The organism is Bacillus sp. AR2-1, assembly GCF_008368755.1.
Classification (GTDB): domain Bacteria; phylum Bacillota; class Bacilli; order Bacillales; family Bacillaceae_G; genus Bacillus_A; species Bacillus_A wiedmannii.
This window is the reverse complement of sequence record NZ_QORY01000018.1, coordinates 42621-64671: the sequence shown is the minus strand read 5'-3', so window position 1 is coordinate 64671 and position 22051 is coordinate 42621. Positions and strand designations below refer to the sequence as shown.

Annotated in this window: 18 protein-coding genes and 1 riboswitch; of the genes, 9 read left to right on the top strand and 9 right to left on the bottom strand. The window is 36.8% G+C overall.

Annotated features, from left to right (window positions below; translation table 11 throughout):
* Positions 1 to 229: 229 nt before the first annotated feature.
* The gene (gene ahpC / locus DT250_RS21030) at positions 230 to 793 is read left to right on the top strand and encodes an alkyl hydroperoxide reductase subunit C (RefSeq protein ID WP_000924420.1); all 564 of its coding nucleotides are present in this window, start codon (positions 230 to 232) and stop codon (positions 791 to 793) included.
* 14 nt (positions 794 to 807) lie between these two features.
* Positions 808 to 2334 (top strand): alkyl hydroperoxide reductase subunit F, encoded by a 1527-nt coding sequence (gene ahpF, locus DT250_RS21025; RefSeq protein WP_000599491.1) that lies wholly within the window; start codon positions 808 to 810, stop codon positions 2332 to 2334.
* Positions 2335 to 2383: 49 nt separating this feature from the next.
* Here the strand turns inward: ahpF and DT250_RS21020 are convergent, their stop codons facing one another.
* Together DT250_RS21020 and DT250_RS21015 are read right to left on the bottom strand one after the other, a co-directional pair.
* The gene (locus DT250_RS21020; RefSeq protein WP_088061567.1) at positions 2384 to 2992 is read right to left on the bottom strand and encodes an SAM-dependent methyltransferase; all 609 of its coding nucleotides are present in this window, start codon (positions 2990 to 2992) and stop codon (positions 2384 to 2386) included.
* A 193-nt stretch (positions 2993 to 3185) separates the two neighbouring features.
* Positions 3186 to 4301 (bottom strand): M20 peptidase aminoacylase family protein, encoded by a 1116-nt coding sequence (locus tag DT250_RS21015; RefSeq protein ID WP_088061565.1) that lies wholly within the window; start codon positions 4299 to 4301, stop codon positions 3186 to 3188.
* 276 nt (positions 4302 to 4577) lie between these two features.
* Here DT250_RS21015 and nhaC point away from each other — a divergent pair, with 276 nt between their 5' ends.
* Positions 4578 to 5999: a Na+/H+ antiporter NhaC gene (gene nhaC / locus DT250_RS21010; protein ID WP_088061563.1), complete on the top strand. Its 1422-nt coding sequence runs from the start codon at positions 4578 to 4580 to the stop codon at positions 5997 to 5999.
* On the opposite strand, the gene DT250_RS21005 is transcribed toward nhaC, so the two are convergent.
* On the bottom strand, positions 5988 to 7259 hold the full coding sequence (locus tag DT250_RS21005) for a transcriptional regulator (RefSeq protein ID WP_088061561.1): 1272 nt from the start codon (positions 7257 to 7259) through the stop codon (positions 5988 to 5990). The two genes, nhaC and DT250_RS21005, sit on opposite strands and share 12 nt — an antisense overlap.
* A 92-nt stretch (positions 7260 to 7351) precedes the next feature.
* Here DT250_RS21005 and DT250_RS21000 point away from each other — a divergent pair, with 92 nt between their 5' ends.
* The gene (locus DT250_RS21000) at positions 7352 to 8461 is read left to right on the top strand and encodes a mandelate racemase/muconate lactonizing enzyme family protein (RefSeq protein WP_106383454.1); all 1110 of its coding nucleotides are present in this window, start codon (positions 7352 to 7354) and stop codon (positions 8459 to 8461) included.
* Positions 8462 to 8475: 14 nt separating this feature from the next.
* Entirely contained in the window at positions 8476 to 9171 is a 696-nt protein-coding gene (locus DT250_RS20995) for an N-acetyltransferase (protein WP_149213677.1), read from the top strand.
* A 200-nt stretch (positions 9172 to 9371) separates the two neighbouring features.
* Here the strand turns inward: DT250_RS20995 and DT250_RS20990 are convergent, their stop codons facing one another.
* From DT250_RS20990 to rlmD, 5 genes are all read right to left on the bottom strand, one after another.
* Positions 9372 to 10079, bottom strand: coding sequence for a M48 family metallopeptidase (locus tag DT250_RS20990; protein WP_149213676.1), 708 nt, complete (start codon positions 10077 to 10079; stop codon positions 9372 to 9374).
* Between the two features lie 94 nt (positions 10080 to 10173).
* Positions 10174 to 10692: a YehS family protein gene (locus DT250_RS20985; protein WP_098856828.1), complete on the bottom strand. Its 519-nt coding sequence runs from the start codon at positions 10690 to 10692 to the stop codon at positions 10174 to 10176.
* A 490-nt stretch (positions 10693 to 11182) separates the two neighbouring features.
* Positions 11183 to 13201: a GAF domain-containing sensor histidine kinase gene (locus tag DT250_RS20975; protein ID WP_149213675.1), complete on the bottom strand. Its 2019-nt coding sequence runs from the start codon at positions 13199 to 13201 to the stop codon at positions 11183 to 11185.
* A gap of 182 nt (positions 13202 to 13383) precedes the next feature.
* Entirely contained in the window at positions 13384 to 14373 is a 990-nt protein-coding gene (locus DT250_RS20970) for a tRNA dihydrouridine synthase (RefSeq protein ID WP_149213674.1), read from the bottom strand.
* A 248-nt stretch (positions 14374 to 14621) separates the two neighbouring features.
* Positions 14622 to 15998: a 23S rRNA (uracil(1939)-C(5))-methyltransferase RlmD gene (rlmD, locus tag DT250_RS20965; RefSeq protein ID WP_000105045.1), complete on the bottom strand. Its 1377-nt coding sequence runs from the start codon at positions 15996 to 15998 to the stop codon at positions 14622 to 14624.
* Positions 15999 to 16119: 121 nt separating this feature from the next.
* A riboswitch (purine riboswitch) is annotated at positions 16120 to 16221 on the top strand.
* A gap of 202 nt (positions 16222 to 16423) precedes the next feature.
* On the opposite strand from rlmD, the gene DT250_RS20960 reads away from it, so the two are divergent.
* From DT250_RS20960 to DT250_RS20945, 4 genes are all read left to right on the top strand, one after another.
* Positions 16424 to 17620 (top strand): NupC/NupG family nucleoside CNT transporter, encoded by a 1197-nt coding sequence (locus DT250_RS20960; protein WP_001200511.1) that lies wholly within the window; start codon positions 16424 to 16426, stop codon positions 17618 to 17620.
* Positions 17621 to 17901: 281 nt separating this feature from the next.
* Positions 17902 to 19005, top strand: a complete 1104-nt coding sequence (locus DT250_RS20955; protein WP_076542007.1) for a polysaccharide deacetylase family protein — start codon at positions 17902 to 17904, stop codon at positions 19003 to 19005.
* Between the two features lie 248 nt (positions 19006 to 19253).
* Positions 19254 to 20336, top strand: a complete 1083-nt coding sequence (locus DT250_RS20950; protein WP_149213673.1) for a polysaccharide deacetylase family protein — start codon at positions 19254 to 19256, stop codon at positions 20334 to 20336.
* Between the two features lie 116 nt (positions 20337 to 20452).
* The gene (locus DT250_RS20945; RefSeq protein ID WP_088609267.1) at positions 20453 to 21682 is read left to right on the top strand and encodes an aminopeptidase; all 1230 of its coding nucleotides are present in this window, start codon (positions 20453 to 20455) and stop codon (positions 21680 to 21682) included.
* A gap of 40 nt (positions 21683 to 21722) precedes the next feature.
* On the opposite strand, the gene DT250_RS20940 is transcribed toward DT250_RS20945, so the two are convergent.
* On the bottom strand, positions 21723 to 22046 hold the full coding sequence (locus DT250_RS20940) for a DMT family transporter (RefSeq protein ID WP_000263259.1): 324 nt from the start codon (positions 22044 to 22046) through the stop codon (positions 21723 to 21725).
* Positions 22047 to 22051: the final 5 nt, after the last annotated feature.

The following is a 22051-nucleotide window of genomic DNA, read 5'->3' as shown; positions in this document are numbered from 1 at the left end:
ACTCGTTGAAAATCGATTACATGAAAACTACCTTTTAATTCTCTAACAACCTTAATTGAGAATAAATATTAATTAAATTGATATAAAGTTGGTTTATTCTCTTGACAAAATAACCACTTCTATATGATAATTAATATCGAATTAGAATTATTATAGTTAATTAAAAAATATATTTTATGAGCACACTATTTTTTGATGCTCAAAACCAACATTTAGGAGGAATTTTAATATGTTATTAATCGGCACAGAAGTAAAACCGTTTAAAGCTAATGCTTACCATAATGGAGAATTTATCCAAGTTACTGACGAAAGTTTAAAAGGAAAATGGAGTGTAGTTTGTTTCTACCCAGCTGACTTCACATTCGTTTGCCCAACTGAACTTGAAGACTTACAAAACCAATATGCAACTCTTAAAGACTTAGGCGTTGAAGTATACTCTGTATCTACAGACACTCACTTCACTCACAAAGCATGGCATGATAGCTCAGAAACTATCGGCAAAATCGAATACATTATGATTGGTGACCCAACTCGCACAATCACTACAAACTTCAACGTTTTAATGGAAGAAGAAGGTCTTGCTGCTCGTGGTACATTCATCATCGATCCAGACGGCGTTATCCAATCTATGGAAATCAATGCTGACGGTATCGGCCGTGACGCAAGCATTCTTGTTAACAAAATTAAAGCAGCTCAATACGTACGTAACAACCCAGGTGAAGTTTGCCCAGCTAAATGGCAAGAGGGTTCTGCAACACTTAAACCAAGCCTTGACCTTGTAGGCAAAATCTAAGGAGTTCGATCAAAATGATACTAGATGCAGATATAAAAACACAACTATCCCAATACCTTCAGTTAATGGAGAACGATATTTTACTTAAAGTAAGCGCTGGAGACGACGACGTATCTAAAGATATGTTAGCTCTAGTAGACGAATTAGCTACTATGTCATCTAAGATTACAGTAGAAAAAGTTGAATTAGAGAGAACACCAAGCTTTAGCGTAAATCGCCCTGGTGAAGACACTGGTGTCGTATTCGCTGGTATTCCATTAGGACACGAATTTACTTCATTAGTGTTAGCTTTACTACAAGTAAGTGGACGCGCTCCAAAAGTTGAACAAAAATTAATCGATCAAATTAAAAACATTCAAGGCGAATATCATTTTGAATCTTATATCAGCCTAAGTTGTCATAACTGTCCTGATGTTGTACAAGCTCTTAACGTAATGAGCGTTCTAAACTCTGGTATTACACATACTATGATTGATGGCGCTGCATTCAAAGAGGAAGTAGAAAGCAAAGACATCATGGCAGTACCAACAGTTTTCCTAAACGGCGAATCTTTCGGAAGCGGTCGTATGACACTTGAAGAAATTTTAGCTAAAATGGGTAACGGTCCAGATGCATCAGAGCTTTCTGATAAAGATCCATACGATGTTCTTGTTGTTGGTGGCGGCCCTGCTGGTGCAAGTGCAGCAATTTATGCAGCACGTAAAGGCATCCGCACTGGTATCGTTGCTGAGCGCTTCGGTGGTCAAGTAATGGATACTATGGGCATTGAGAACTTCATCAGCGTAAAACGCACTGAAGGTCCTAAGCTAGTAGCAAGCCTTGAAGAGCACGTAAAAGAATACGACATCGATGTAATGAATCTACAACGTGCAAAACGTTTAGAGAAAAAAGAACTTATTGAAGTGGAACTTGAAAACGGCGCTATTCTGAAAAGTAAAAGCGTAATCGTTTCAACAGGTGCTCGCTGGCGTAACGTTGGCGTACCAGGTGAAGCTGAGTTCAAAAATAAAGGTGTAGCATACTGCCCACACTGTGACGGTCCATTATTCATCGGAAAAGACGTAGCAGTTATCGGCGGAGGTAACTCTGGTATTGAAGCAGCTATCGACTTAGCAGGTATCGTTAAGCACGTAACTGTTCTTGAATTCATGCCAGAATTAAAAGCTGATGCTGTATTACAAGAGCGTCTTAACAGCTTACCAAACGTAACTGTTCTGAAAAACGTTCAAACGAAAGAAATCACTGGTACTGATAAAGTAAACGGTATTTCTTACATCGATCGTGAAACTGAAGAAGTTCATCACGTTGAATTACAAGGTGTATTCGTACAAATCGGTCTTGTGCCAAACACAGACTGGTTAGGCGAAACAGTTGAACGCGCTCGCGGTGAAATCGTAACAGACAAGCACGGCGCTACAAACGTACCAGGAGTGTTTGCTGCAGGTGACTGTACAAATAATCCGTACAAACAAATCATCATCTCTATGGGTTCAGGTGCAAACGCAGCTTTAGGTGCATTTGATTACTTAATCCGTAACTAATTATATAGACGTGAGTAAAAAAAAGCAGGTGCCTTGGCACCTGCTTTTTTTATAATCTTAATGTATAAACTAAAAACCTCTCATTCCCATTCTTCTCATAAGCACCTGGCAACCTTACTTCTCTCTTCAGCTCAAACGTAGTCTGGTTCTCTAAGAAGAAAATATAATCTTCAGAAGGATAGTATAAAATAATATCTACTTCTCTCTCTGTTTCCTCTACCGAAAGCAAAATGTTATTTACTACGTTCATAAACACTTGTACAGAAAATGGATTAAAAAAATAAAACCGATTATCACGTGGATCAATCTCATATTCTTGCGCTAAACAGCATTCAAACCCAATTTTATCTTTACTGTTTCTTACCTTTCGTGCATAGCGCTCAAAATTATCCATTGCTTCTTTATAAAACTCTTCATTCATTTCAATTCCAACTGCTGAAGCACCACACTTATGGTGCATGTAAAAATTTAATCGTCCTTTTCCGCATCCAAAATCTACAACCCGGTCGCTACTTCTTATTTCATATTGATTCAATAACTCATCTAATCCGCTATATGGCGTCGGTTCATAACGGTGATAATGCATAGACTTGTTAAAACCCTTTTGCTCACCGACAGTTTTTATATGTAATACTGCATCGTAATATTGTTCGTTCATTCGTCTTCTCCTATTAGAAAATGGTACTTATTATTATACACCATGTACTGAAGACTCATTTTGCATCAAGTTAACTGATACGTGAAATTATATGAATGATTTTCTGAATATATCTATCGTAACTTAGAATATATCAACGATTTTTTCAATATATCGACTTAACGACACATTCCTACAAAAAAACAGGAGCTATCTAGCCCCTGTCCTCTAATACTTTCAATACAGTTTGTTTCAATATTTCTACTCCATCCATAATACAACTATGATCGAACTTCATATACGGATGGTGTAATCCAGGTTGTAGGTTGGCACCTAGTCCAAGCATGACAGCTTTTAAATGTGGTCTCTTCACTGTGTAGTAATGGAAATCATCGCTTCCTGTCGTATACAGTGGTCCAGTGCATCCCTCTTCCCCGTACACTTCAAGAATGCCTTTTCGCATAAAGCGCTCAGCTTCTTCTGACACTTCAGCTCCTGGTGCAAGGTCGATCCATTTGTATGAAGTTTTCGATCCCATAGATGCGGCCGATTCTATTACATGTTCTATTTTTTTCTTCAATTCTTCTAATAATGTATTACTCTCTGCCCTAACATCTAAGCTAAAATGGCCGTTACCCGGAATAATATTCAAATTATCCCCGCCAGCCTGGCACCTTGTCATCTTCACTGAATATGAGCTTTGCGGTGGTAGCCATATATTTTTCAAACCGATATTGATCATAGAAATGACATCAATTGCATTTATCCCTTGATGTGGGCGTGCCCCATGTGCATCATCTCCATGAATCGTTCCTTCTAAAAATCCTGCCGCTCCGTGACGAATAGATGGGGCAGCTTGTTTCAAAGGTAGTTCTTCAATCGGTCTTAGATGAACACCAAATAAGAAGTCAGCATCATCCACGGCACCCTTCTCTACCATCTTTAAAGAACCATTTCCTTTTTCCTCTGCCGGCTGAAAAATAAATCTAACCGTTCCACTATCCCATCTCATATTTTTCAATTGTAAAATAAGCCCCATCACAATTGTCATATGAGCATCGTGACCACATGAATGATTCGCTTTAAACTCTCCGTCCACTTCTTGCCAAAGTGCATCCATATCGGCACGAATTGCAATAACTGGATTTCCGCTTCCAATTTCAGCAATCACGCCTGGGCAATCATCAAATATTTTATATGAAATTCCTTCTTCTTTTAAAAAGTTAGTAATATACGCTGTCGTTTCATACTCTTTCCAACTCACTTCAGGGTTTTCATGTAAATGCTGAAAAATTTCAGTTAACCGCTCTTGTAGTTCTAATGTTTTCAAAGCTACATTCTCCTTCCCAAATTCCAAAACCATTCAGGTTAATTATACTTATGAAAAACAGATGTTTTTATGAACATATTGAATTTTAAGAAAAAAGTCAATTATTTATTTTTAAATACGATCGACAACTTATTTCCACTCACTTTATAACGATAGAACATTCCTTATTTTCTGTTTTTTATTGACGCTCATATCAATTTTTAGTTATTATAATTTAATAACGTCTATTTTGCGACAATTCTAAAAATACAAACATACATAATGAGGAGGCAATTTATGAAAAAAGAAATACCTTTTGGCGTAGCAATAATCCCTATTATCATTACAGTTGCAGTTATGATGGTTACAATTGTTGTATTAAAACAAAGCCCTCACGTCCCACTTATTATCGGTACAACCGTTGCTTCTATCGTCGCTTGGCGTTACGGTTACAAATGGCACGATATTGAAGAAGCAATGTATAAAGGAATTCGCCTCGCATTACCCGCTATCGTTATCATTATTCTAGTAGGTTTAACGATTGGTGCTTGGATTGGCGGCGGAATCGTCGCAACAATGATTTATTACGGTTTAAATCTTTTAACTCCATCACTATTTTTAGTTTCAATTACAATTATTTGTTCTATTGTTGCATTAGCTATCGGTAGCTCTTGGTCTACAATGGGAACAATTGGTGTTGCAGGAATGGGAATTGGCCTAAGTATGGGAATCCCAGCTCCAATGGTTGCCGGTGCTATCATTTCCGGTTCTTACTTCGGCGATAAAATGTCACCGCTTTCAGACACAACAAACTTAGCCGCAGGATTAACAAATACAGATTTATTCACACATATTCGTCATATGTTATTTACTACAATTCCAGGTTTAATTATTACTCTTATCGTTTATGCATTCTTAGGAAGAAATTTTGGCGCTAACAATATTGATGCAAAAGGTATCGATCAAACGTTACAAGTATTGCAACAAAACTTTGTTATCTCCCCTTTCCTACTAATCATACCTGTAGTCGTTATGGTATTGGTCGCTAAAAAAGTTCCTGCTATACCAGCTATTCTCGTAGGTATAATTTTAGGATTTTTATCACAAGTCTTTATTCAAGGTGGTTCTGTCTCCGCGTCTGTCGGTGCACTCCAAAATGGATTTGTCATAGACACTGGCAACAAGCTAGTAGACGAACTCTTTAACCGCGGTGGCTTAAATTCGATGATGAATACAGTTTCGATGACAATTGTCGCTATGACCTTTGGAGGAGTATTAGAACATACTGGTATTCTTCGCGCAATTGTAAATCAAATTTTAAAATTAGCGACATCAGCAAAAGGACTTATCGCTTCTACTATCGCATCTTGCTTTGCAACCAACCTTACTTGCTCTGAACAATATATTTCGATTGTTGTTCCTTCAAGAATGTACGCAAATGCATACACAGAAAAAGGACTACATTCTAAAAATTTATCCAGAGCATTAGAAGATGGCGGAACATTAACTTCTGTTTTCGTACCTTGGAATACATGTGGTGTATTTATACTCGCAACACTTGGAGTTGGCGCATTCGAATATGCTCCTTATGCTATATTGAATTTCATCGTACCTATTATTTCAATCATTTACGGCATAACTGGTCTCACAATTACGAAACTATCAGACATTGAAAAAGCGGAACTACTAAAAAAACAAAAGGCTCAACTAGAAGCTTAGAGATACCGGTAAATTCATTTCATATATTGCGCGAGGGCGCCCTTGTTGATAGGGCATTTCCTCGCCGCAAATATGAGCATACCCATAATCAACTAGTTTCTTTAATAACCTTTCTGTTGATCGGCGAGTCACTTGTAAGTATTCAGAAAGATCCGCTGCTGTAAACTTCAATGATGGATGTGATTGACTAAATTGAATAATTTTTGACAAGTTGGCTGGACTAAGTTTCGTTTCCTTCGCTATTTTCATGAGTTCTGGGTTGTCATTCTTCAAACTTTGTACTCTCTGTTCTTTCGGGAACGGACCAAATAGTTCTTTATCACTTGTTAGTATATAAAAACAGTGGTCTATTGGATTATTCTTCGCGAAACTTTGAGCAATTTTAGCATTTTGCTCCGCTTCTTTCACAGTTTTTCCGTAACCAAATCCAATAGCTATTGTTCCTTCTATACTCGCAAATAAATTATTTATCATATTTGTTTTTATAATCGATTCAATATCACCACGAGTCGTATACAAAATGAACGTCATTTCATCAACTTTTTTAAATGAACCCCGTAGTTCTTTTGAAATAGCATCTAATTGCTCAAGCAAACCTTCTCGTAATTCTAAAGAAGAAATCATACAAGCACCAACAGTAGCTGAATGGCTTTTTGCTAACTCAGCTTTTATTTTCGCATCTTTTAACCCATGTATAATGGATTGCTTCGGATCTATCATACGCTCTGAAGGAATACCTATTTTTTGAAGTTCATCATAGACAGCGTGAATACTAGTTAAAGCTAAATGAGCATCTCCAGATTGATATTTAGCTACATGAAAATCAATAACTCTATTTATTTCATCTTTACTCCACAGCATATTTTCATAATCTAACACTTGTGGATTTTCTTTTATACCGATATCATGGAACACATTTGTAATGAATGAGCGGTCTACTAAATCAATTGAAATTTTATGTGGTTGAATACGTTGGTGATACATGACAGAAAGAATGGAAGATGCGACAGTTGTCTCGTCTTGCTGTAAGTACGTACTTGGAATTCGTAATTGTTCTCTTATTTCTTTTGCCATATAATAAGGTAAAGCACCTGAGAAAAAGATGAAATCACAAGGCTTTAAACGCTTTAAAAGTTCAGAAGATTCCGCCGGATGAAGGTAAATATATGGATCAATCTCTATTTCTTCTAGTTTATGAGCAATAGGTAAAAGATTCTCCATAAACTCTTTTGAACCGACAACTGCAATTTTTATCATCATTTCTTTAACTCCTTATCATTAATTAACGACTATTTAACGTCAACTATATCAAATGTACAAAACTATTGTAAACAGGAAGGGGTCTCTACCTAATGAAAATTACAGCTATTCATCTTTACGCAATTCGTTTACCACTTCGCGATCCGTTTGTTATTAGTTATGGTTCTTATTCTGACATGCCTTCTATTATCGTCAAAATGGAAACAGATGAAGGCATTATCGGTTACGGTGAGGGCGTTGCTGATGATCACGTTACAGGCGAATCATGGGAAAGTACTTTCCATACTTTAAAACATACACTTGCTCCTGCGCTCATCGGGCAAAATCCAATGAATATCGAGAAAATACACGATATGATGAACAATACCATTTACGGTGTTCCTACTGCAAAAGCCGCAATAGATATTGCTTGTTTTGATATAATGGGCAAAAAACTAAATCAACCTGTATATCAATTAATTGGCGGACGCTACCATGAAGACTTCCCTGTCACTCACGTCTTAAGTATCGCCGAACCTGAAGACATGGCTGAAGAAGCTGCTTCCATGATTCAAAAAGGTTACCAATCTTTCAAAATGAAAGTCGGTACGAATGTAAAAGAGGATGTAAAAAGAATTGAAGCTGTACGTGAACGTGTAGGAAATGATATTGCGATTCGCGTTGATGTAAACCAAGGATGGAAAAATAGCGCCAACACATTAGCGGCACTTCGTTCATTAGGTCATTTAAGCATCGACTGGATTGAACAGCCTGTTTTCGCAGACGATATTGACGCAATGGCTCACATTCGTTCTAAAACAGACCTTCCGCTTATGATTGATGAAGGATTAAAAGGTTCTCGTGAAATGCGCCAAATCATTAAATTAGACGCGGCTGATAAAGTAAATATAAAACTAATGAAATGCGGCGGCATATATCCCGCTGTAAAACTCGCTCATCAAGCAGAAATGGCAGGCATTGAATGCCAAGTTGGATCCATGGTCGAATCATCCGTTGCCTCTTCCGCAGGATTCCATGTCGCTTTCTCGAAAAAAATTATTACGAGCGTCGAGCTAACAGGTCCATTAAAGTTCACGAAAGACATCGGAAACTTACATTACGACGTACCATTTATTCGCTTAAACGAAAAGCCAGGACTTGGCATTGAAATAAACCAAAATACATTACAAGAACTAACCGTCTTTCAAGACGTTGTACGCTAAAGGAGGACTAACGCATGACAGTTCTATACAAAGGATCATTAAAACAAAATAACGAACCATTTCACGTTACATTACTAACACTAGAGAACATTGAACAAACCTTATCACTACAAAACGTTGTAGTTGAGGCGCTAGAGGATAAAAGTCGCTTACAGCCACTCTCGCTAGAAGAATTTCAATACATTCTAGAAGGAAACGGCATGATGATCGGTGCTTTTATCGAAAACGAACTCATCGCATTTCGTGCCCTACTCGTTCCTCCTATCGACGACGAACATTTAGGACTTGATATTGGCATAGCAGAAAGCGAACTACATCGCGTCATCTATCAAGAAATTTCAAATGTTCACCCGAACAGCCGAGGAAATGGGATCCAAAAAATATTAGCAACAGTCATCATGGACGAATTACAAAACGAAGATAGCAAATACGATTACGTTTGCTGCACCGTTGCTCCTTTTAACATTCCAAGTTTAAAAGATAAGTTTTCGCAAGGAATGGAGATTGCTGCATTGAAGGAGAAGTATAGTGGTAGTATGCGGTATGTGTTTGTGAAGGAATTGCGTGGAAGCAAGAAAAGAAATTGGACGGATGTTAAGAGTGTTCCGATGAGTGATGCTGTTGGACAGCAAGCTTTACTTTCGAACGGTTATCGTGGGTATGGAATGGGGAAAGTAGACGGAGATTTTGTTGTGAAGTTTGGACGATGATTTATATACCTGAAAAAAAGGAGATGTCTGCTGTGACATCTCCTTTTACTTTCTCTTCATTGAACATATCGATTGCGACTCCAAATATATCAGCGATTTTCGATATATATCGGTGCAATTTCAAATATATCAGCGATTTTTGAATTATATCGACTACCGACAAGTATTGACAATAATCGCAACCTATATAAATTTCCCCACTAAACCGTCATCTTCCAACTAGATAACGCTAACCAGTTTTCCATCTCCTTATAATCAGGCATTATCTTCCCGACAAGACGCCAAAAAGAGCGATCATGATTTAAGTGAACCATATGGCACATTTCATGAACAACTACATAATCAAGTACTCGCTGTGGTGCCATCGCTAGCTTCCAATTGAATGTTAGCTGTAAATTTGAATCACAAGTGCCCCATGTGCGGCTACTATCTGTAATACGTATAGAACGCGGTTTTGTTTTGAAGTTACTTTGATGTGCTTTAATACTCTTCTCTACTAATGACTTACACCGCTTATAGTAAAATCGTTTTAACGCTTGTTGGATTTTCTCATCCTTAAGCTCTTTCACATAAATATGTAGCTTATCTTCTTCAAACACTGCATTGTCTTGCGTAATACTTGCATCTTGGGAGATCTGTATCGGATACGTATTCCCTAAATACAGAAAACCCTCTCCTTGATCATAATCCTTTTCCTGTGGTCCAAGCGCTCGCTCCTGCATTTCCTTACGTGTTTTCTGAATCCACTCCCACTTCTCCTCTAGCAACTGGACTAAGTATTCAACAGGTGTTCCCTTTGGAGCCTGCACTTCCACATTTCCGTACGAATCTACAAAAAGACGCACCGATTTTTTCTTTTTATAAGTTATATGAAAATTAATCGTCTCACCTAAATATGTATGTACCATTTCATCACCTAGTGTATTATTTTACAAATAAAAAAGAGTAGGATACGAACGCCCTACTCTACCTATTATATCATTTACCGCGTTAACCGACTCATTAGCCTCTATACTTTACACCTAATCCCTTAATGAAATTCCTTGCGTATCTATCGCCGCACTCTTTATAATTTTTATGGCCTTTTTTTCTTAATAGGGCGCCTAGTTCTCCCTTTGTTACTATAACGCCTACGCTATCTAATATATCAAGTACATCCTCACTCGTTAAAGATAGTGCGATTTTCATTTTCTTTAGCAGAAGGTTATTCGCACTCTCTTTGCTTTGTACAGGTGCCGGTTGTCCTGGTTTCGGATCTTGCTTCCCTCTTTTTAAAGTAATAAATCCATTTAAAAATGCCTCTAACATCATCATATCGCATGTTTTTACGTACTCGTCTTCAGCTACATCATCATTTTCAGCTTCATGCTGAGGTGCTCTCTTTATTTTTGTAAGCATATCAACTACGTCTTCTTTCGTTACTTCCATACCACCAAGTTTAAAGATTTCTACCATATCTATATCTCTTATATCTAAAGCGTACCTTACTCTTTTTAATATATCGTTGTTGCTCATTGCCATTGTTTTGCCTCCTGAAATGTTGATTATAGTAATGCTTTTAGCATGTGTAAATGAATGTCGTTAAGTTACTACTTTAACATTTTAGGGGGAGGTTTTGTAGCCTTAGGTGGATTAATGGTTGTGGGGATGATTTTATTTATTATTAAGATACTTCTAATAACGAATTTATTGTATTAGAAATTAAGAAAGATCCTATCGATAGAAACGCCTTCAAATACTGTAAAAAGTATTTTAGTTGGTAGTGGGATAGCTCCTTCATTTAAGGATGATATTAATAAAGCAAAAAAGGATGGGGATTTACTATTAATTAACACACTTAAAAATGGACTAACCTAATATAGGTTAGTCCATTTCTTTTTATGCAACTCTAATTTAGTAGGCAACTCAAACGTGAATGTTACGCAAAATTCAGGTGAAATAGATTGATTATGTTTACTTAGGTTTTACTTTTCATTTGTGGTACGGTTCACCGTAACTAATCTAAATGAGGTTATTGTTCATTATTTTTATAATTAAATTTAACAAAAAATGTAGTGCCCTCCGTTCCTGTTTGAATTTCTATTTTTGCATTATGACGGGCAGCAATGGCATAACATACACCTAACCCCAATCCAGTTCCATTATTTTTGGTCGTGTAAAATGGAGTACCTAGTTTCTCTAATACTTCAGGCCTGATACCTGTTCCTTGGTCCCGCACTGCAAGCACCACACAATCTCGACCTTCTTTATAGGTGCTAATGGTTAGAACTTTCTCTTTGTCCATCGCTTCTAAGCCATTACGGTATAAGTTTATTAATAATTGCCGTACCTCATTACGATTTAAAAGTAATTCCGGAATGTCATTTGTATCGACTTGAATATATTTATTTTGATTATGCGTATCAATCTTTATTAAAGGAATAATATCGCGGATAATTGAATTTAAATCTAACATCTGCAAATCCGATTTCCTTGTATTACCCATTGAGAGAAATTCAGTAATAATAGAATTGGCACGGTCAAGTTCTTCAATCATTAAATTAAAGTGCTTATTATGTTTCTCATAGGTGGGCTCTTCTTTTAATAACTGCAAAAATCCTCGTACTGTTGTCATTGGATTTCTAATCTCATGGCTGATACCTGCTGCCATTTTCCCTATTAAATCTATGTTCGATAACCTTTTCAATTCCTGCTCATATTGCTTTTTTTCCGTTATGTTTTTAAAAATACAAGAAATACCATCATCATACGGGTATGCAATAACTTCGTACCAATATTCATCAGGGGCAGAAAAAAATTCAAAATACACTGTAGTTCGCTCTGACATTACACGATGAAGTTCCTTATACATGACTTCGTCAATGCTATTCGGGAAAATCTCCCATATATTCTTGCCTAATACATCTTTTGCTGTTTTTCTTTGTGGAAAATATTGATGCTTATTTACATACGTAAATTCCCATGTATTATTCAAAGTAAAAAATCCATCTGTAATACTTTCAATCACACTTGTAATTTTTTCATTAGCAACAGCTAGTTCTTTCGTTCGCTCTTCCACCATGCTTTCAAGTCGATCCATATATAACAAGTTTGAAAACGTAGGCGCTGTAGCATCAACGATAGATTTTGCCAGTTGCATCTGGGAATTATCATAATTATGAGCTTTTCCCTCTTTGTCAACGACGATTACCCCTAATACTTCTCCCATTGAAACCAATGGAATCATCAGTAGACCCTTACTATCTATATTTTTTGTTTGAATAACCTCTTGGATCTTAGCTTCATAGCTTTTCTCCATCCAATCCGCTTCTGTCCAATCACAGTCCTTGCTTAACTTCGTTGTTTTAATCGTTGTTTTGTCTAGGGGGTCTAAAAGGTGGGCTGCCATGCTGTTACTCTCTAAAATCTGTCCTAAGTAAAAAAAACATTTATCAAAACTCTCCTGTATCGAGGAACACATTGATAAATCACGGGTAACATTTAGTAACAGCTGCTTCTCGGCAATAAGGTTTTCCTTTTGCGTTAAATTATTTGCGTTTTGAATTGCAACCGCAGCCATATTTACATAAGCTTCAACACTTTGAATTTCTGAATTTGTTAAGTTCATTGGAATTCCATAATCAAATAAAAAAACCAGACCAAATAACTCTTGCCCAAATGAGATAGGTAGAGCTAATAAGGACTTAATTTTGAACGCAGCAACTGGTCTCGGATCCGGCCGATGATCCTTTGATGTATCAGGAATATAAATGGTTTTTTGGGTTTCAATAACTTCTTTTGCCAGTAAGTCTATTTCAGGATCAATTACCTGAGTATCGAGCGTTACGCCATTTATTGTCTCTGGTTTTCCTGCAAACCCTCTAAATGTTCCATCTTCCTGGGGTAAATAGATTCCAACAGCGTTGCACTTAACAATCTCCTCTGATATCGCCATTGTTACACGCTGCAATACTTCACGTAGTTCTAATTTTGTATTTATTATTTTTGTTATATTCGCGAGCCTAGAATATCTCGCCTGATCACTTAACATTCACATGGCCTCCAATTATAGGCATAATAAAATAAACATGATACTATCATTGAAAATCAAGACCAACCTACCATTTTCACTTTTCTCCTGTATTCTTTTCTTACCCCTTTTTACATAGAATACCTCACTTACTTATGATACGGTTCACCTTAATTAAAATGAAACAGTGTAACTTTCAAAAGTTACACTGTTTCACTACCTTCTACCACATTCACACTCGCCTCAAACTTATCAAGTAATGCGCGTACTTCATCAGTTGATTTTGTGCTCATCAATTGATTTCTTAGTTCAGCAGCTCCAGGGAAGCCTTTTACATAAATTTTGAAGAAGCGATGTAGTCCTGTGATGGAGCGTGGTAATACTTCTGCATATTGATCTTGAAGATCAAGTTGTAGTCTTAAAAGATCTAGATGTTCTTTACTGCTATGCTCTCTTGGCTCTTTTTCGAAAGCAAACGGATTTTTAAAGATACCTCGTCCAATCATAACACCATCAATGCCGTATTTTTCAGCAAGTTCCAGTCCGACTTTACGGTCAGGAATGTCTCCGTTGATTGTTATTAGCGTATTTGGTGCGATACGGTCACGTAATTTTTTAATTTCCGGAATTAGTTCCCAATGCGCATCCACTTGGCTCATTTCTTCTCTTGTACGTAAGTGAATAGAAAGGTTTGCGATATCTTGTTTGAAAATATGCGTTAACCAATCTTCCCATTCGCTTAACTCTTTAAAGCCCAGTCGTGTTTTTACGCTGACAGGTAGTCCGCCCGCTTTTGCTGCTTGAATAAGTTCTGCCGCAACGTCTGGACGTAGAATAAGGCCACTACCTTTTCCTCTTGATGCTACGTTCGGTACAGGGCAACCCATGTTAATATCAATACCTTTAAATCCTAACTCTGCCATACCAATACTCATTTGACGGAAATATTCAGGATTATCTCCCCAAATATGCGCCACGATCGGTTGTTCATCTTCTGTAAAGATTAAACGGCCACGTACACTTTTCATACCTTCTGGATGACAATAGCTATCCGAGTTTGTGAACTCTGTGAAGAATACGTCTGGGCGACCTGCCTCACTTACTACGTGACGGAAAACAACGTCTGTCACATCTTCCATTGGTGCAAGTACGAAAAATGGTCGTGGTAAATCACTCCAAAAATTATCTATCATTTCAAATTCAAATCCTCTCACTATGAATACAATTTCAAACTCTCAATAAAGTGAAACTTTAATCAGTGGGGGGTTTCTTCATCCCCCACTGATTATTAGTTGAACCAATCGGACTTTTATGGGCAGTTGATCCCCCACCTAACTTCTTTGCTTTCGCTGAATTTTGAGGTGGGGGTCTTACTGCCCATTAAAGCGGGATAAACCAAAAAGCAGATGGTATAGATTCTCCTATATCAACTGCTTTCCTATTATACCAACTTAAGCCAAGCCACACACTCCACATGAGTCGTATGCGGGAACATATCAACAGGTTGTACTTCCTGCGTTTTATATCCGCCTTCTTCTAGTACTTTTAAGTCACGTGCTAATGTTGCTGGGTTACATGATACGTATACGACGCGTTTTGGTTTCATGTCGATGATTGTGTTTAGTAGTGCATCATCACAACCTTTACGCGGTGGATCTACGACCATTGTGTCGGCGATTATGCCTTCTTTGTACCATTTTGGAATAACTACTTCTGCTTCTCCTACGCCAAACTCAGCGTTTGTCATGTTGTTTAGTGCTGCGTTTCGGTTTGCGTCTTCGATTGCTTCTGGGACGATTTCAACGCCGTACACTTTTTTCGCTTTTTGCGCTAGGAATAAGGAGATTGATCCAATTCCACAATAGGCATCAATTACTGTTTCGTTACCATCTAGTTTTGCATATTCTAACGTTTTATCGTATAACACTTTCGTTTGTTCTGGGTTTACTTGATAGAATGAACGTGCTGAAATTGCAAATTTAATGTCACCGATAAAGTCATAAATGTATTCCGACCCGTACAGTACTGTCGTTGTGTCTCCAAAGATTACGTTTGTACGTTTCGTGTTTACGTTTTGAACAATTGATTTTACTTCTGGGAATTTCGCAGCAATTTCTTCAATGATTGCTTTTTTGTTTGGTAATTCTGCTGTACGGGTAATGAAGACAAGCATAATTTCCCCTGTTACTTGTCCGTAACGAGCCATTACGTGGCGAAGTGTTCCTTTGTTACGCTCTTCGTTGTATGCCGAAATACCGTGTTTTTCACAAATACGTTTTACTTCCTGGATTAATGTATCGTTTTCTTCTGCCTGAATTAAACATGATTCCATATTAATAATGTCATGTGTTCCTTGGCGATAAAAACCAGCGACAAGTCCACCTTCACGTTCTCCAATTGGTACTTGTGCTTTGTTACGGTATACCCATGGGTTCTTCATACCAAGTACAGGGTGCACAGGAACATCGCTTAATCCGCCAATGCGCTGCATAACGTCACGTACTTGTTTTTCTTTCGCTTGTAATTGTCCTTCATATGTTAAGTGCTGAAGCTGACAACCGCCGCACTGATTGTACACTGGGCATTCTGCATCTTTACGATATGGGCTCTCTGTATGAAGCTTCATTAAACGACCGAATGCGAAGTTTTTCTTCACTTTAATAATTTTAATTTGTGCTTCTTCACCTGGTAATCCGTTTTTAACGAAAATAGGATAGCCCTTTACTTTCGCAACACCGGCACCATCATGTGTTAAATCTTCAAATACTACATCTATAAACTCATTTTTCTCAACTGGTGGCGTCATTTTTGTACTCATTTTCCGACCTCTCTTTTTCATAACACTGCGTTACATTTTATCATACTTATATGGTCTATTTCTATCGGAAGAAAAAAAGCTATTGACGATAGTTCTCTGTTAATGTTACGCTACTACTAATTTAATACGGACGATGTTACCTCATATATATTCGATAATATGGATCGAGAGTTTCTACCCGGCAACCTTAAATTGCTGGACTATGGGGAAAACTAATGAATATTAGCCTATGTGCAAAAAAGGACTCATATTGATTAGCTTTCTCTCATAGATGAAAGTGAATCCATATGGGTCTTTTTTTATTTTTATTTTTCTAAAAGGTCAGACATCTTACGTATGACATAAAACCTCTTTGTTTTATTTTTAGTAATATAACGAGCGTTTTATGTACAAACTTTATACGAACTTCTGAAAGGGGCAACTACATGCAATATGTAATGAGCATTATCGGTATTCTTGTCGTTTTAGGTTTATGCTTTGCTTTGTCAAACAATAGAAGTAAAATCAACTTCCGTGCAATTGCTATTATGATTGGTTTCCAAATTTTAATCGGTTGGTTTATGTTTGGCACAAAAATTGGTCAACAAATTATCATCTTCATTAGTAAAGTTTTCAACAAACTAATTAAACTTGGTACGACAGGTGTCGATTTTCTCTTTAATGGAATTCAAAGAGATTTTGTCTTTTTCTTAAATGTATTATTAATTATCGTATTTTTCTCAGCACTACTTTCTATCTTTAGTTATTTAGGTGTTTTACCATTCATCGTTCGCGTTGTCGGTGGTGCAATTTCAAAAATTACTGGTTTACCACGCGTCGAGTCATTCCACGCAGTAAACTCTGTATTCTTCGGTTCAAGTGAAGCGTTAATCGTTATTAAAAACGATTTACAGCATTTTAACAAAAACCGTATGTTTATCATTTGTTGTTCTGCAATGAGTTCCGTTTCTGCTTCTGTTACAGCATCATACGTAATGATGTTAGATGCGAAATATGTACTAGCCGCTCTTCCGCTAAACTTATTCTCAAGCTTGATCGTTTGTTCGCTATTAACACCAGTTGATACGAAGAAAGAAGATGAAGTGATTCAAAAATTTGATAGAACTTTATTCGGAGACAGCTTTATCGGCGCAATGATTAACGGTGCGCTTGATGGTTTAAAAGTAGCTGGTATCGTTGCTGCATTAATGATTGCCTTCATCGGTGTGATGGAAGTTGTAAACTACGTAATTAGCGCAGCTTCAGGTGCAATGGGATATGCTGTTACTTTACAACAAATCTTCGGTTATATACTTGCTCCATTCGCATTCTTAATGGGTATTCCAACTCAAGATATTATCCCAGCTGGTGGAATTATGGGTACGAAGATTGTATTAAACGAGTTTGTAGCAATCCTTGATTTAAAAGGTGTTGCATCAACATTATCTCCACGTACAGTCGGAATCGTTACAGTATTCTTAATTAGCTTCGCAAGTATTAGCCAAATTGGTGCGATCGTTGGGACAATCCGTGCTCTTTCTGAAAAACAGGGAAGTGTCGTATCTAGATTCGGTTGGAAAATGTTATTTGCATCAACACTTGCTTCTATCTTATCTGCAACAATCGCTGGATTGTTTATATAATAAAAAAACTCCACCTTACTTCTCCTTTTTCAAAAGGAAATTTAGGTGGAGTTTTTTTACTTTCTTCTATATGTATTTTTATGTAAACTCCACCAGAAAAATATAAGGTGTTTTTCCGAATTATTCCAAAAATGTATTCCCCTCTATATTCTATAGTGATATGATGTACAAGGGTATAATTCAAATTTTTAAAATCGAAAATTTGAATTATTGTCACTTATACGAATGATAATTTCAAGACATAAGTGATGATAATTAAAACACAATAGAAGGATGATAGAATGAAAAAATATACATATATCGCTTTACTTTCTTCTGCTATTCTCGTAGGTTGTAACACTAGTAGCACTAGTGATAAACAAATAAAAGAAGCAACGGCGAAACAAACAGTTGAACAAAAAAAAGCGAAAGCGGTTGAACTGCCTTTAACACAAGGGATTATTACATGGGATCCGTATGAATATAACGCACAAAACACCACGCTTTATACAAAGGATTTAAGAGATTCATTCACACAAGTACGTTACAATATTTGGCGTACTGCTGATGGTCCTGAAAGCAAACAAACTTTTACTTCACAAGAAAAAGAACGTGACTTTGCCCTCCCACTACATTTAAAATCATTTCATTTAAAACGTGGCGAATTTCAAATTGAAACAGTAGGAATCAAAGAAGATCATACTGAAACAAATCTAGTAACATCTAAAATTACATTCCAGCAACATGTACCCGTATTAATGTACCATGCGATTGAAAAATACCCTGGACCAAGTGATGGGGATTACGGCTTATACGTACCACCTGAGCAATTCGAAAAGCATATGCAATATTTGAAAGATAACGGTTATACAATGCTTACGTTTGAACGTTGGAATGATATAAATCGTGTAAATAAACCTGTTTTTGTAACGATGGATGATGGTCGAAAAAATAATATGAATGCTCTTCATATTTTACAAAAATTAAAGGATGATAGATTCCAACCTACGGCTACTGAATTTCTTACTGCAAATGAGATAGACAAACCAAATCGTCTATCAACAGATGAGATAAAACAAATGATGGATTCAGGCATTTTTTCTATTCAATCACATACTGCTAATCATACGATGATGGCTCATTCAAGCAATTATGATGAGGAATTACGTAGTTCGAAAGAAAAAATCGAAGCCCTTACTGGTAAAAAGGTCATCGCTCTCGCCTATCCAGTAGGTTCTTATAATGACCCAGCTGTTGAAGAAACAAAAAAACATTATGAGTTCGCAGTAACTACTGATCACGGTAATCACATTACAAAAGGGATGCCAAACGAACAGTACTTAATTAAACGCCACTTTGTAGGGCCTAATACATCAATGGAAAAATTCATATCTCTTATAAAGTAAAACTTGATCAGTAGGGGTTTTGTTCACCCCCACCTAACCTCTTTGCTTTTGCTGAATTTTGAGGTGGAGTCTTACTGCCCACAAATAGCGGGATAAAGTAAACTTTACTAAAAGATGATAGAAATAAGTCACTAACCTATCTCATTACTAAAATGATATGATGAACAAGGGTATGTCCCCACCTCTCTTACAGCGGTGGGGATTTTAAATATAAGTATGCAACATAATACACAATAGAAGGTGATTTTATGAGAAAATACGCAGCAATCGCTTTATGTACGTCTGCCATTTTAGCTGGCTGTAAAAGTAGCAATGTAAACCAGGAACCTAAAAAAGAGAAAAAGGTTCAAGAAGTTAAGAAACAAGAAGAGACTGTGCAAGAACAAGGTAAAATTTCTTATCATCCGATTACACACGAATCTACAAACACTACTATTCATATGACAGATATAAAGGATACTTTAAGTGAGGTACAATATAAAATTTGGCGCACAGCTGATGGGAAGGAAAGTGCTAAATCTTTTTCTTCTAAAGAAAAGGAGAAACAATTTACACTTCCTTTTGACATAAAAGAATTTGAAGGAAAACGCGGTGAGTTTCAAATTGAAGCAATAGGAATGAAAGAAGATGGGAAAAACATTCCACTCACAAAATCTACTATTACTTTCGAGCAAAAGGTTCCCGTTCTTATGTACCATGCAATCGATGATTATCACGGACAAGGCATTAAAGATTTATTCGTATCACCTGCTAATTTTGAAGCCCAAATGAAATATTTAAAAGACAACGGCTATACATTACTAACTTTTGAACGCTGGGGCGATATAAATAAAGTGAATAAACCTATCTTTGTTACATTTGATGACGGTATGAAAAATAATATGAATGCATTTCATATTTTACAAAAGCTAAAAGACGATACATTTAAACCAACAGCAACAGAATATATGATTATTAATAATGTCGATGCTGAAGGATCTCTTTCTACATCTGACATAAAAGAAATCGTTGATTCCGGCATTTTCTCCATGCAATCTCATACTGCAACACATGCAGACTTACCTAAGATTACAAACTATGAAGAAGAATTAAAAGGATCGAAAGAAAAGCTAGAAAAAATAACTGGTAAGCCCGTTATCGCAGTTGCTTATCCATTCGGTCATGTGGATGATAAAGTCGTTGCAGAAACGAAGAAATATTATCAATTTGCGACGACAACAAAACCCGGAAAGTTCATTACGAAAGGTGAACCCGATGAGTTGTTAAAAATGAGGCGTGTTCGCATACACCACACGACGACCGTAGAACAATTTGCTTCTTCGATTAAATAACGATGAGAGCTCAATATATTTTGAGCTCTCTTTTTACGCTATATTTATATATATTTTTTGAATTTTCTTGTATTATATATAGTAAGAAATCTTTCAAACTAAAGGAGATTATACATATGTCATTTGAACAAACGTTAGAGAAATATGCTGCCCTTGCAGTCAATGTTGGTGTTAATATTCAACCAGGACAAACACTATCAATTAGTGCACCTCTTGAAGCTGTACAATTTGTGCGCCTCGTTACAGAAAAAGCATATAAATCTGGTGCAAAACACGTATATGTGGACTGGAATGATGAGACGTTAACACGCTTAAAGTTCGACCTAGCTCCTGAAGAAGCATTCGCTGAGTTCCCATCTTGGAAAGCACACGCTCGTGAAGAATTAGCAAAAGAAGGCGCTGCATTTATGTCTATTTATGCAGAAAACCCGGATTTATTAAAAGGTGTAGAAGCAACGCGTATCGCAACAGCTCATAAAGTAGCTGGTGAAGCAATGAAAGTATACCGTGATTACGTACAAGCTGATAAAGTAAGCTGGTGTGTCATTTCTGTTCCTACGAAAGAATGGGCTGCGAAAGTATTCCCTGACGTTGCACCAGAAGAACAAGAAGCAAAACTATGGGATGCTATTTTCAAAGCTACTCGTGCGGATTTAGAAAATCCTGTGGAAGCATGGAAAGAACACGATGAAACGTTACATACAAAAGTTGATTACTTAAACGAAAAGCATTATAAAGCCCTTCACTATACAGCTCCTGGAACAGATTTAACGATCGAACTTCCAGAAAAGCATGTATGGGCTGGTGCTGGTAGCTTAAATGAAAAGAACGTACCATTTATGGCGAACATTCCAACTGAAGAAGTATTTACAATGCCACTTAAAACAGGTGTAAACGGCCAAGTATCTAGCACAAAACCGTTAGCATTTGCAGGTAACATTATCGATAACTTCACGTTAACATTTGAAAACGGACGTATCGTAGACTATAAAGCTGAAACTGGTGAAGAGGCTTTAAAACATTTAGTAGAAACAGATGAAGGCTCTCACTTCTTAGGCGAGGTTGCTTTAGTACCTCATGATTCACCAATTTCAAATACAAATATTTTATTCTACAATACACTATTTGACGAAAACGCATCTTGCCACCTTGCAATCGGAAGTGCTTATGCTTTCAACTTAGTTGGCGGAAAAACAATGTCTAAAGAAGAACTTGCCGAAAACGGAGCAAACAATAGTATTACACACAACGACTTCATGATTGGATCAGCTGAGCTTGATATTGATGGTATTACAGATGATGGAAGACATGAACCAATCTTCCGTAAAGGTAACTGGGCATTTTAATACAAACAAAAGGCTATCTTCCACACCGGAAGATAGCCTTTTATGATGCCGATGAAACCTTAAGCCCAATTACTCCTAAAACAATAAAAAGAATACAAAATGCTTGGAATAAGTTAATGTGCTCTTTGAAGAAATACACGCTAATGATTGTAATAAGTAATGTTCCTACACCAGACCAAATCGCATAAGCAATACTTAAATGAATTTTTTTGACAACGATAGCAAATACGCTGAAACAAATTCCATAAAATACGAAAATAAGTACACTGGGAACGAGCTTTGTTAAACCATTTGATAGTTTCATCGCAATTGTTCCAGCTACTTCAAAAATAATTGTAACAAGTAATAATAGCCAATATACCATACTAG

Coding starts and splice junctions, on each gene's coding strand:
- ahpC (WP_000924420.1), top strand. CDS start 230: ATGTTATTAATCGGCACAGAAGTAAAACCGTTTAAAGCTAATGCTTAC.
- ahpF (WP_000599491.1), top strand. CDS start 808: ATGATACTAGATGCAGATATAAAAACACAACTATCCCAATACCTTCAG.
- DT250_RS21020 (WP_088061567.1), bottom strand. CDS start 2,992: ATGAACGAACAATATTACGATGCAGTATTACATATAAAAACTGTCGGT.
- nhaC (WP_088061563.1), top strand. CDS start 4,578: ATGAAAAAAGAAATACCTTTTGGCGTAGCAATAATCCCTATTATCATT.
- DT250_RS21005 (WP_088061561.1), bottom strand. CDS start 7,259: ATGATGATAAAAATTGCAGTTGTCGGTTCAAAAGAGTTTATGGAGAAT.
- DT250_RS21000 (WP_106383454.1), top strand. CDS start 7,352: ATGAAAATTACAGCTATTCATCTTTACGCAATTCGTTTACCACTTCGC.
- DT250_RS20995 (WP_149213677.1), top strand. CDS start 8,476: ATGACAGTTCTATACAAAGGATCATTAAAACAAAATAACGAACCATTT.
- DT250_RS20990 (WP_149213676.1), bottom strand. CDS start 10,079: ATGGTACATACATATTTAGGTGAGACGATTAATTTTCATATAACTTAT.
- DT250_RS20985 (WP_098856828.1), bottom strand. CDS start 10,692: ATGGCAATGAGCAACAACGATATATTAAAAAGAGTAAGGTACGCTTTA.
- DT250_RS20975 (WP_149213675.1), bottom strand. CDS start 13,201: ATGTTAAGTGATCAGGCGAGATATTCTAGGCTCGCGAATATAACAAAA.
- DT250_RS20970 (WP_149213674.1), bottom strand. CDS start 14,373: ATGATAGATAATTTTTGGAGTGATTTACCACGACCATTTTTCGTACTT.
- rlmD (WP_000105045.1), bottom strand. CDS start 15,998: ATGAGTACAAAAATGACGCCACCAGTTGAGAAAAATGAGTTTATAGAT.
- DT250_RS20960 (WP_001200511.1), top strand. CDS start 16,424: ATGCAATATGTAATGAGCATTATCGGTATTCTTGTCGTTTTAGGTTTA.
- DT250_RS20955 (WP_076542007.1), top strand. CDS start 17,902: ATGAAAAAATATACATATATCGCTTTACTTTCTTCTGCTATTCTCGTA.
- DT250_RS20950 (WP_149213673.1), top strand. CDS start 19,254: ATGAGAAAATACGCAGCAATCGCTTTATGTACGTCTGCCATTTTAGCT.
- DT250_RS20945 (WP_088609267.1), top strand. CDS start 20,453: ATGTCATTTGAACAAACGTTAGAGAAATATGCTGCCCTTGCAGTCAAT.
- DT250_RS20940 (WP_000263259.1), bottom strand. CDS start 22,046: ATGGTATATTGGCTATTATTACTTGTTACAATTATTTTTGAAGTAGCT.